Genomic DNA, 13,242 nt, shown 5'->3' on the forward strand with positions numbered 1-13,242 from the left:
TAATTTTAATGTATTAATAAAATACATATTTAATATTAAAGGTAATATATAAAAACTAAATATCACTAAAACTGTAAAATATGTTGTTAGTAATTATTAGAGGTATATAATCCTAGTATATATTATACTATTAATTATTAAGATATTCCATACTTTAAATTAACTTAATATACTAAATTGCACGGTAATTATTTTTATATATTACTATAAAATAGTATATAAGTTACTAAATATCTAAATCATGATAAAATGGTAACATTTTAGAGGTATTACTACCTAAATAATATTTTAAATTAATTTATTTTAACTGGAGATATTATAATGCGTCAACCATTAGTAATAGGAAACTGGAAACTTAACGGTAGTCGTCATATAGCACAAGAGCTAATAATTACATTACGTAACGAGCTAGAAGCAGTAAATTACTGTAACATAGCTATTGCTCCACCAACTATTTATCTAGATCAAGTTGCACATGCACTATCTGGTTCTCATATAAAACTAAGTGCACAAAATGTAGACATACATACATCTGGTGCTTTTACCGGAGAAACTTCAGTTGATATGCTGAAAGATATTGGTGTTAAATACATTATTATTGGTCACTCAGAAAGGCGTATATACCATCAAGAAAAGGACTCTGTAATTGCAAAAAAATTTTTAATGATTAAAAAAATAGGCTTAATACCTGTAATATGTATAGGTGAAACTAAAGAAGAAAGAGTAGCAGGTAAAACTCATGAAGTTTGTATACGTCAATTAGATTCCATTCTAAAAACTATAGATACATCTAAAATGTTAGAGGATATAATCCTAGCATACGAACCAGTATGGGCAATTGGTACTGGAATATCAGCTACTCCGAACCAAGCTCAATCTATGCATAAATTTATCCGTAATTATATTGCTAAGTATAATAATAAAACTGCAGAGAAAATTATTATTCAGTATGGTGGCTCTGTAAATGCAGTAAATGCTTCTGAATTATTTATTCAACCAGATATCGATGGCGCATTAGTTGGAGGTGCATCGCTACAAGCGAATACATTTTCAGCTATAGTTAAAGCTACTAATAAAAAATAATCATATATTATTAATATATATTTATGTATCAATAAGATGTAAATAAAAAAAATAATTGTTTTATATTTTATTATAGTAATTTACTCAGACTACTATCTTATCTTTATTTTTACATAAAACTTATAACAAAACTATAGTTTTGTTAAAAATATTGTTATAATGCTTGATTGAATTTTTAGATATAAGCATCTATATGCTATAGATTAAGTTTATAGCATAGAAATAGTATTTAATACTATACAAATAGTATTTTGTAATTTTATTAATTAACTTCCATTAATATATCACATAGAATATCTTTAATTATACTTAAGTTATATTAATAATAAATTGCAATGTGATTATTTTATAGAAATAAAATGAGAAATATATTAATATTAAAATAATGAATAAAAATTATTTTATTTTTAAAATAAAATATCTTCTCTTTCTATTACCTAGAATTACCAATAATTTTCACTAGTAATGTGACCTGGATTACGGCGCAGATTCTTTTTCATTCCACGTGTATTTTGTAGTATTTGCTGGCTATCACGAACCATCTGTGGGTTACCACATAACATAACATGGCTTTCTTTTTTATTAATGTTTAATCCTACTGCAGATTCTAAAGAACCATTTTCAATAACAGTAGTAACACGACCATAAAGAGATCCTAAAGAATGCTCCCCGCTTATTACTGTTTGAATACGTAGTTTTCCTTTATATTGCCATTCAAGATTCTGCATTAATGATAAATAACTTAAATCGTTTACGAAACGTACTGCATGTACTACTACAATATTTTCAAATCGTTGTAGCTGTTCTTTATCGTCCTGTAGTATAGATAAATATGGTCCTAAACCAGTACCAGTAGCAATCATCCAAAGTATTTTGCAATCGATAATTTCTTTTAAAATAAAGAAACCAGCAGCTACTTTACTTATCTTTAAAATATCTCCTGTTTGTAAATCATATAAACGAGGACTAAGTTTCCCATGAGGTATTTTGACTATATAAAACTCCAAGTTCCTACTACTAGGAGCATTTACATAAGAATAAGCACGTTGTATACGCTCACCTTCTACATCTAGAGATAATTTAGCAAACTGACCAGCTATAAATTTACAGACCGGAGCTTGAACAGTAATACTAAATAACTTATTTGTCCAATGTTGGACTTTCTTAACAACGCCTATTACTACTTCTGTCATAATAGTAACTCCAAAGTATGTTATATAAGCAGTGAATAAACCTAGAAAATTATTCTCTCTTATACATAGGTAGTTTAAAAGTGTACTACTCAGTCTAATTATTAGATCAACCCTAATTAATATTACTACGGATTATATTATTTAAAATAAGACATTAATTATAAAATGGTTTAAAAAATACAAAAGATATACGACCTACCTTCTATAATTAATTATAAGACTAAATTATTATCTTTGAATCAAAGATGGTTATTATTTATTTCAAATAATAACCCTATAAGAAATCTGACAAATAACTATATTTTATAAATTTACAATAACAAATAGTGTAATATTTAATAATAGTTTTATACATTATTTAAAAATTTTAAAAAATATACAGTAATAAACAATATCTATTATAGTCTAAAAAATTAAGATAATGTGATTATATATTTTGTTGAGAATTATAAAAGATAAAATTCTTGTTACCCATGAACTATTCGCTTAAAATATAAACTATTATAAACCTATATGTTAGATTATTCTATATGATAGATATCACAATAGATAATTTAATATTTTACCAGAAGTATATAAAAGCATTTCTCTTTTAATTAATACTCACTTAACGTAGATAATAATATTTTGGCTATATTATAGCGTATATTCTTATTATATTTATACCCCAAGAATATAAAATATTTTATATATTATGCATTAATTAATACCAGTTAAAAAAATAATAATATTGTTATAATTATAAATAATACTTATATGTATAATTAAAAATTTACTTCAGGTTATAAAATGTATTGTAATATTAAAATGACTATCTAAATTAAAAGTATAAATTTATAATAGGACTAACTGATTTTATAGGTAGCGTAGCTATTGTAAAATACATAATAATCAAAATATTAATACTCTTTAAGAATTATACTCAAGATTATTAATATTTTGATTATTAAAGATTCATGTAAAAAATATTTTTTCTTTATTATATGTGTAATATTTTAAATAAAACTCAAATATCTAAGTATTTATTTCTTACTCATAAATAGTAATAAATTATTATTTATGCTTTTATGTACTAAAATACAGTTTTTTATTACTATTTTATTAATATATTTATATTAGCATTATAATAATTAAATTATAAAAAAACATACCAATAGAAATAACTAAATATTAATTATTAACTATTTATTTAAAATATTAAATACATAATATAATTTTATAATACAAAGTATTACTTTGTTTCTTTAAATCAGTTAACTAACATGGCTAAAATATAAAATAGATTCATGATTATTAATTTATTTTATATTTTATTATAGTACTATTATTAATAAATATTAAAAAATACAATATATAATTCATTAGTAATTACATAAGTATTGTACTATTAAGTAATATAGCTTAATGAAATATATAATTAAAATAAAATTTATACAATATTTTTATAGTTTAATATATTTCAAAATTAATAGTTAACTACAATTATATTTATAAAAATATATTAATATCATGAATATAATAGATAAATCTAGATAGTAAAATGATATCATCAAAAAATTACAAAAGAATAATAAAAACCTTTATTTAATCTTATTACACACCATATAAACGTAATAAATTTATCCGTACTAATGATAGTAAGATACCTATCTAATGATTTTTTATTTATCTGGAAACTTTTTAAAAAAACAGAATAAATTTTAATTTATAATATTACTCTGATCAATAATATTAAAGTATATTAAAAAAGAAATAATTTTATGAATAAGCAAAAACGCATGCTAATCCTTCAAAAATTTCAAGCAAATAATCCATACCCAACAACCGAACTAGTATATAATACTAATTTTGAATTACTCATTTCTGTTCTTTTATCAGCCCAGTCTACTGATATTAGAGTAAATAAAGTAACAGCACAACTTTATGCAGTCGCTAATACCCCAACTAAAATGCTGAAAATAGGTGTAGAAGATATCAAACAATACATAAAAATAATTGGTCTATATAATAAGAAAGCGGAAAATATAATTAAAACCTGTAAAATACTAATTGATAAATATAATGGTAAAGTACCAGAAAATATTGCAGCATTACAGTCTTTACCAGGTGTAGGCAGAAAAACAGCACATGTAATACTTAATACTGCCTTTAATTGGCCTATTATTGCTGTAGATACTCATATTTTCCGTATCTGTAATCGTACTAAATTTGCTCCAGGTAGAAATGTACGAAAGGTAGAAGATAAGTTAATGAGAGTAGTTTTAAAAAAATTTAAATTAAACTTCCATAATTGGTTTGTTATGCATGGTCGTTATACCTGTACAGCATACAAACCACATTGTAACGCATGTATTATTAAAGATTTATGTGAGTTTAAGGAAAAGAATAATGCTAAATAATAAGATATTTAATAAGTGATGATAATTAAGTTAATTATTTGTAATAAATATTTATTTTATAAATTTTATATTAATTATCTTAATATATCTAATGTTTGTTGAAATAAAATTTCTTGCATATAATAATTTTTAGTTGTTTTAGCAAATATTATATGAGAATAGAATATTAATTTTTATTAAATTAATTTTTTATATACAAAAACTTAATTTTTTTATTTAAAATAATATATATACTATATAATTCTATATATATTAAGAATACTAATTTTTATATCTTTATAAAATCCTTAGAATCTTATTCTAGAGATATGTAATGATATAATTATTGCAATTATTAATAGAAAAACATTGTATATTTAATAAATTACTGTAAGTAATGTTTGCTAGCATTTTATTATAGTAATAATGCTAGCAAAAACTAATCTTATTAATATAAAATGTAGAATATAATAAAATAAACACATTTATTTCAAAATTATAAACGCATACTGACAGAATCAGCTAGTAACTCTAGCATAGTTTCGGTATCTTTCCAACTAAGGCACGGATCAGTGATAGATTGACCATAAGTCATTGTATAACCTGAAGTATGTTTTTGCGCCCCTTCTACCAAAAAACTTTCAGCCATAATTCCTACTATAGCTTGAGAACCATCACGAATTTGTTGTCCAACATTAGCAGCAACGTCAAGCTGACGACGATGTATTTTTTGGCAGTTGCCGTGACTAAAGTCAATTACTAAATATTCTGGTAAATCAAATTCACGTAGGCTATCACAAGCACTAGCAATATCATGAGCATGATAATTTGGAGATTTACCACCACGCATAATGATATGACCATAAGGATTACCACGTGTTTGATAAATTGTCATCTGACCATGCTTATCTGGTGATAAAAATATATGACTAGAACGTGAAGCACGAATGGCATCAATAGCTATACGAGTATTACCATCTGTACCATTTTTAAATCCTACAGGACAAGAAAGAGCAGATGCCATTTCACGATGAATCTGGCTTTCAGTTGTACGCGCACCTATAGCACCCCAACTGATTAGATCAGCAATATATTGACCGGTAACCATATCTAAAAATTCGGTACCTGTTGGTACACCTAGCTCATTTACCTTTATCAACAATTCACGAGCTAATCGTATACCGTGATTTATGCGATAAGATCCATTGAGATCGGGATCAGAAATAAGTCCTTTCCAACCAATTACAGTACGTGGCTTTTCAAAATAAGTACGCATAATAATTTCTAAGCAATTTTGATATCTATCTCGCATAATTGCTAGACGTTGAGCGTAATCTATGGCAGCATTAATATCATGGATTGAACAAGGGCCAATAATTACAAGTAGATGTTTACTATCACCTCGGAGTATTTGTGAAATTCTTTTACGTGCAGTTGTTACGTTATCTTTTACTTGCGATATCACAGGTAATGTATGTTCTAATTCTTCGGGCGTAATAAGCGTTTCTATACGCATAGTTCCTAATTCATTATTCTTATGCATAACAATCTCTAAATCTTACTTCTTTACGGCAGGAGTGCCAGGGAATTACAATAATAACAAACGTACTCTACAGACAAAATAAATAGTTTTATATACTCTGTATTAAAAGTAATTTTTAAAAAATAATCTATATATCATTGTCTTTGCGTATGAAATGGTGTTATTACTTAAATAAGTATTATATAAGATTATATCTCTTTAGGCTATAATATATCCTTATAAATAAGCTCTTTTATTCTCAATAAATATATATAAAATACTGCTATAAAACGGTATAAATTATTTTTATATAAAGAACTTTTGCTAAAATCTATAATTAGATGTTAATATTGATTCTAATAAAAAATATGAAAAACTTTTAACATAGCAAGTATACATAATATAAAATATAATTACAAATTATTTTACTACATTCAATAAAGTTTATTTCTTATGATACACAAATCTATTGCTGAACGATTTACAATGATAGATATTGATTGAATGGTTTGATTATAATCACTTTTACCTTAAAAAACTAATTATTCTATAAATTAATAGCATTATTTTAATTATAAAATTAAAAAAATATCTAATAGATAAAATTATTACAGTTCAAATATATTAAAAATATATAATAATCTATTTATTGTACATATAAATATTTTTATATAAAATAAAAGAATCATATACTTTAAAAGGTAACTATATAATATAAATTATATAATAATATGAATTTTTATTTATGCAAAAATTAGGGGGGGGAACAAATCGATATAACTAATTAATATTATTAAAAACTATTTTTAATCATTACACTATTTGTTACTGACATATTAAACAAATAATAAATGTTTAATATAAGATTCATCCACTTCTTAATTATTTCATTATTACAACCGGATCATATAAAAACCAATATTTATCCAGATTAATTATAAAATATATTTCCAGATACCTGTTTATTAAAAAATTAATTATAAAATATTTTTTTTGCTTATTTTTTTCTTAATAATTTAAAAAAATTATTATACTAAATATATTTTAAATAATCTATAACTAATAAATTATTATTTTAATTTAGTAGTTATTACAAATATTATTAATAATGAATTTGATAATATAATATGTAAATTACTCCCACGGACTAGACTAATACAATATTTAAGAGATTTAATATCTATAATATTTTATATTATATGAATTCTATATAATAGAAATATAATAAGCATACATCTAGATCGTTCTTAAACAATATATAAAAATAATTTTTAAGTTTATTTTATAATATTAGCAATAATTTAAAATTATCTTAGTACTCCGAGTAGGAGTAAAATTAAAATTTATTTAATAGAGAGTAATATACATACAGATCATGTAAAAAATTTTTTTAATTATATACCCATTCCTAAATAATAATATTTATTATTTCTTTATAAAGGCATTACTATATAATAGAATATAACATTCTATTTTGATATAAAATTGCAGTATACTTCTACAAAAGGTATGGAATGTAATGATTTATAGTAAAATAGCACAATAATAGTAAATATAAGATGTGATCTTATTAATTGATAATTTTAAATGATTATAGAATGATTTATAATTTTATTATACTAATCTATTTTTTAGAAAAATATTATAATAAGCATAGTAATAGTATAGTAAGTACTTAGTAATTAGTATAGTAATAAATTAAAAAGTAAATTTAAATAAAATATTATAAAAGTGCTAGCTAAAATATTTTATATGGTATACATACTAATTTTAGTTTGTTAGTTATACTAAACTAAAAATAAATTGAATATATAATTGATTAAAGCACTACATATATTAAATAATATAATAAAAAATAGAACGTATATTCTATATATTATTATCTCAATCTTTTAGTAAACAACAGTAAAAAGTATTATTACACTTTTTTTAAAGAATTAAGAGTTTAATAAAAAAATAAGTTTGTATTTATAATATATAGTAAAGTTTTAGCTGCTCTTATTTTTATAATCTTACTTTATTTTAAGTATGAGATATTATAAAATATAGTTATATAACTTCTTTTTATGTAATAATAAAATATCAAAGATATTATGATTTTGATAAATCGTTAGTTCTTAATAGAAAGAACAATATTCTCTGATATATATCTTAGTATAAGATATTATATATATATTATATTATAAATATTTAAAAATAATTATTATTATATTATCTTAAATAGCTTAAACTAAAATATTAATCTTTTGGACAACTAAAATTATTAGCTTTATAGCTATTAGTTAACAATAATATTTTATTATTATTTTTTATTAGTTTTGTTATAAATAAGTATTATATTTAGTATAAGATACTAACTTATTTATAAAATTATTTTTAGAATTACTCTACTTTTTTATAAAAAATAATAACAAGAAACAATATAATCAATAACTTCTTATTTATTCTGTGAATAACGGTTTATTAATTTTAATTTACTTAAAAGGTAAAATAATTATTATATATTATAAAGATACTTGCAAAAGTACACTATAAAATTTATTATAAAATATAAGCACCAGAATATTATAATATTTCTATATTAGTTTTAACTATAATTTTATTAATAATAAATAGAAATAATATATATATTATTTATATTATTTAATTTCAGTATTATACTCACTATAAAGGCTATAAAATTTATTATTAAAATATATCAATATAGAAAATGAATGATAAAATATTAATTATTGTTTAAAACTAATAATTAATTATAATTTACTTAATTAAGTATAATATAATAAGTATCTTCATAAGTCATTATTTTATGTGTAACTAGTACTAGTTATACATAAAATAATAAAAATGAAAAGTATTGTATAGTAAAATTTAATAAAAAAAATTTTAGATTTAGATTCTATTTTAAAAACTATAGTACAAAAACATAAATATATTTGAATATATTTATATACTCATTATATTAAGGTATTTATCTGTAGTATCTACTTGTTATTCTTTAAGGAAAGTTATTCTTTTAATAAGAAAGATTATTTTAAATAAGATCATATCGTTAATAAAAAATTTTACTTACATATTTTTAGTATTTAATAAAGAAAATATCAAATATATCTTTAGAGCCCTACGTAAAGTATACGGTATATTAATTATTAGATAATTAAAGCAGTAAAAATATAGGAGGATATCATTTTTCTAGTTGAGAGTGTAATTAGACAATAGACACCTTTCACTATTAATTAAATAATAGTATATATTGTTTATTTATGTATTACCGAAGAACATTATTTGCAATGAAAATTATAAATTCTATTATATAAGAATATTAATTATTATAATTACTTTTACTGTTACTATAGAAGATATTTATAGCATAAAAACAAGGGTTTAAACGAAAAATATTCCAACTAATTCGTGCGCAAATTAAGTATTGGATATGATAATCCTTTAGATATAAAGTATTTATAGTATATATTTTTATTTCGTGTACAAAGGTGGTGTATTAACCTTTTGTAATTATATATAAAATATAGTTAATATCAGTAACTTTAACTGAATTTGTTTACAGGTAAAATACTATGTGAATTAATCAACGATAACTCTACTATAGCTCGTATCTAGAAAATATTATATTTACCAATAAAAATTGTATATTAATTACAATTATTAACAACTTTAATTACTTATTGTTACTTTTATTAAAAACAAAGATATCTTAAATATCAGTAATATAATTATCCCTAAAATATTTTTTAAATAAAAAAATAAAACATTACATAAAGATTCTCTTGAGATATTTAGATTATTATTGTTAATAGAAATAACATTTTACCACTAATAAACAACAATATATTAAGAGAAATCATAAAATAAATTTTTAAAAATATAATATACCATCTATATTTAATAATTTAATTTTCAATTAAAATACTTAACATATATTGTATACTTACATAATTTAATTAAAAATTATCACTGTTTTTAATATCTAGGATATATAAAAATATAAAAAAATTATAATATTATTATTAATAAATATTATATATATTTATTTTATAAATATAGACTAAATAAATTTTAAAACATTCAGATAAAATATCTTATAGTATTTTTATATGATTTTAGAAATTAATACAGTTTTACAACTAAGAGAAAGTTAATGTCAATGTGTATAATAAAGATATACCACTTCATGTTCCTATCTTAACGAGATATTTATCTGACAAAAAATTAAAATATCTAAGATCTAAAAAATAATCAAATATTGTATATTTAATTAATATTAAAATTAAAATCATTAAATAATTTTAGATTATTTCTTTTAGAACTATCTTTCTTTACTGTAAGATATTAATACTACCTTAGGATTAATATCCTTCTATAAAATAGAATAATCAATAACTATATTTCGGTCTCATTAATAAATTATTAAAGAATGATAATAGAAAATAATTTATTTTTATTACTATAACCTAAGTTCATTGATATAAAAAGTTTAACTTTTAATAGTTTGTATTTTTTAAAAAAATATATTTACTATCTAGTATGAGTGTCTATAATTAATAGAATTAGCTTATAGAAATCCATAAAAATATTATAACTTTAGTCATCAAAGATATTTAATAAGATATTAAGTGTTTTGATGAATCATTATACCTAGTAGATTTGTACGATATAACCTGTATTTATCAAGATAATTAAAATAATAAATTGTGTACGCATACATCTTCTAATATATGCTATATTATTCTATTTCACTGACTTCATATATAAAGATAAAATATAATATTCATATATACTATCATATTTTTTATTTACATTACATATGAAATAAAATATTGAAGATTAATGTATCTTAATAATTAAATTAAGTTTTTCATACTAATTTTTAATTTTATTATTTTTTTAAAATTAATTATTTATGAAATATCTTTTTAGTTATAATTTTACTCATAAGATTCAATCTTATACTAAGTATTTCAATAAATAACTATAAAGATCTGCAAGATAGGTGAAAAATACATTCTTTAGTATTAACTATAATTATAAATAAACTCTAGATTAATATCCTAACTCAGATAAATAATTATTTTAAATAATACAGTAAATATAATTTATTTATAAACACTCTAAACTTATTTTCATGATTTGATCATATTATAAAATTGAGTAGGTACTTTTATTCTTTACTAATTACATTAGTATATTTAAATAATATTTTGATAAAATTTGTAAACTTTATTATTATATAAATAATAACTTTATTAGCGATTTACTCTTTAAGAGTAAAATATTTTATTTTTAGTATTTTTCTATACAAGTAAACATAATAATTATGCTGATAAGAGGTATCATTTTTAAGCCACTTAATTGAGTAGGGGAGGTTGACCTGTAAGCCGGGTTCTGTCTTGGATAGTCATTCCTCTAGACTAGTAATTACTCACTAGTTCAAGCGGCCTACCCGGGTTCAATACGGGCCGTATATACGAATCCTTATTTGGCCTTGCTCCAGGTGGAGTTTACCTGCCACGTACTGTTACCAGACGTGCGGTGCGCTCTTACCGCACCATTTCACCCTTACCGTTTATTCTTTCTTTTCAAGATATTTCCCGGCGGTTTACTCTCTGTTGCACTTGTCGTAGGTTTTTGCCTCCCAGGAGTTACCTGGCACCTTGCCCTATGGAGCCCGGACTTTCCTCCCCTTCATATGCACTTATCTTTACATAAAAAGACAAAAATGAAGCAGCGACTATCTAGTCAACCTCCTAGATTACATAATAATATAATAAATTATATTTGTCATCCTATATATGTTCAAGTGCATATTTATATAAGATATTTTTTTTTATACTATGAATTTTAGCTGCTAAAGTTACTGCTTTTTTAAATGGAAGCTCTTTTTTTAATAATATAAAAGTACGCATTCCCTCTACTATAGAAGAAGTATTAGTAGCTTTATACCCCTTAATAATTAATACACTTTCACCACGATGCCTAATATCTTTTTCTAATACCCATTCTAACAATGTTTTTACTGATGCACCATGAATGTTTTCCCATGTTTTAGTTAATTCTCGAGCTAAAACTACATAACGATCTTTCCCCATTACTTCTACTATATCTCTTAAACTATCAACCAAACGATGAGTAGATTCGTAAAAAATTAACGTACGTGGTTCTTCTAAGAGCGAAGTGAGTTTGCTTTGACGTGATTTTTTTTTCACTGGTAAGAAACCTTCGTAACAGAAACGATCTGAAGAGATACCTGAAGCACATAAAGCTGTAATAGCTGCACAAGCCCCGGGAAGAGGGATAACTTGGATGCCAATTTCACGGCAACGATTAACTAGATGATATCCGGGATCATTAATGAGTGGTGTACCAGCATTAGAAACCAAAGCAATACTTTGACCATATTTTAGTTTTGTAATTAACTGATCTATTTTTTGTTGCTCATTGTAATTATGTAGGGAAAAAAATCGAGCTTTAATGCCAAAATACTTAAACAATACACCTGTACGTCTAGTATCTTCTGCTGCTACCCAATGGACTTTTTTTAAAATATTTAAAGCTCGTTGAGTAATATCTCCATAATTACCTATTGGAGTAGGTACTATATATAATTTTGCTATAGATATTACTTGCTGATTTTCATAATTCATCTGATTAATCAATATAATTAATATTTTATTTTTATATATATTTAGGCACTAACAGTATATTTCCCTTAATTTATTTTTAGTTTAAATTTAGCATTATTATCTTAATTTTTTTAAAAAATTTTAATATTTTATTTTTAAAAATTATACTAAAATAATAAATTAAATTGATAGATAAGAGAAATTAATAAAGAGTATTTTAGTTTAAAAAAAGTTGACAAAGTATATATAATTAAATATACATCAAAAAATTAGAGTATAATATCATATTAAATAATATCTATCAAAAAGATAGATTATCTAAATCTTATAAAGTAATTAAAAATCAATAATTTTACTTTGATTTTATTTAGTATAATTTTATCAATTATTAAGTATAAAGAAAATTATTTTACAAAATTTAGTAGTTA

General features: G+C 22.1%; 5 protein-coding genes and 1 other RNA gene. 2 read left to right on the forward strand and 4 right to left on the reverse strand.

Annotation, left to right across the window (positions count from 1 at the left end; translation table 11 throughout):
• Positions 1–321: 321 nt before the first annotated feature.
• Positions 322–1,083: a triose-phosphate isomerase gene (tpiA, locus tag K0T98_RS00145; RefSeq protein WP_225639406.1), complete on the forward strand. Its 762-nt coding sequence runs from the start codon at positions 322–324 to the stop codon at positions 1,081–1,083.
• A gap of 443 nt (positions 1,084–1,526) precedes the next feature.
• Here the strand turns inward: tpiA and fpr are convergent, their stop codons facing one another.
• On the reverse strand, positions 1,527–2,276 hold the full coding sequence (fpr, locus tag K0T98_RS00150) for a ferredoxin--NADP(+) reductase (protein ID WP_225639407.1): 750 nt from the start codon (positions 2,274–2,276) through the stop codon (positions 1,527–1,529).
• Positions 2,277–4,036: 1,760 nt separating this feature from the next.
• Between fpr and nth the strand changes: the two genes are divergently transcribed.
• Positions 4,037–4,675 (forward strand): endonuclease III, encoded by a 639-nt coding sequence (nth, locus tag K0T98_RS00155; RefSeq protein ID WP_225639408.1) that lies wholly within the window; start codon positions 4,037–4,039, stop codon positions 4,673–4,675.
• A 475-nt stretch (positions 4,676–5,150) separates the two neighbouring features.
• Here the strand turns inward: nth and K0T98_RS00160 are convergent, their stop codons facing one another.
• The 3 genes from K0T98_RS00160 to rsmI all read right to left on the reverse strand — a co-directional run bounded on the left by K0T98_RS00160 (position 5,151) and on the right by rsmI (position 12,835).
• The gene (locus K0T98_RS00160; protein ID WP_225639409.1) at positions 5,151–6,197 is read right to left on the reverse strand and encodes a 3-deoxy-7-phosphoheptulonate synthase; all 1,047 of its coding nucleotides are present in this window, start codon (positions 6,195–6,197) and stop codon (positions 5,151–5,153) included.
• Positions 6,198–11,549: 5,352 nt separating this feature from the next.
• Positions 11,550–11,938, reverse strand: an RNA gene (gene rnpB, locus K0T98_RS00165) — RNase P RNA component class A.
• A 39-nt stretch (positions 11,939–11,977) separates the two neighbouring features.
• A complete protein-coding gene (gene rsmI / locus K0T98_RS00170; protein ID WP_225639410.1) occupies positions 11,978–12,835 on the reverse strand; it encodes a 16S rRNA (cytidine(1402)-2'-O)-methyltransferase in 858 nt (285 codons plus the stop codon).
• Between the last annotated feature and the right edge of the window lie 407 nt (positions 12,836–13,242).

The sequence above is a fragment of the Candidatus Profftia sp. (ex Adelges kitamiensis) genome (assembly GCF_020342455.1).
Taxonomy (GTDB): domain Bacteria; phylum Pseudomonadota; class Gammaproteobacteria; order Enterobacterales; family Enterobacteriaceae; genus Profftia.

What these genes read in the sequence shown, in the direction of transcription:
- tpiA (WP_225639406.1), top strand. Translation starts at nt 322, where the DNA reads ATGCGTCAACCATTAGTAATAGGAAACTGGAAACTTAACGGTAGTCGT.
- nth (WP_225639408.1), top strand. Translation starts at nt 4,037, where the DNA reads ATGAATAAGCAAAAACGCATGCTAATCCTTCAAAAATTTCAAGCAAAT.
- fpr (WP_225639407.1), bottom strand. Translation starts at nt 2,276, where the DNA reads ATGACAGAAGTAGTAATAGGCGTTGTTAAGAAAGTCCAACATTGGACA.
- rsmI (WP_225639410.1), bottom strand. Translation starts at nt 12,835, where the DNA reads ATGAATTATGAAAATCAGCAAGTAATATCTATAGCAAAATTATATATA.
- K0T98_RS00160 (WP_225639409.1), bottom strand. Translation starts at nt 6,197, where the DNA reads ATGCATAAGAATAATGAATTAGGAACTATGCGTATAGAAACGCTTATT.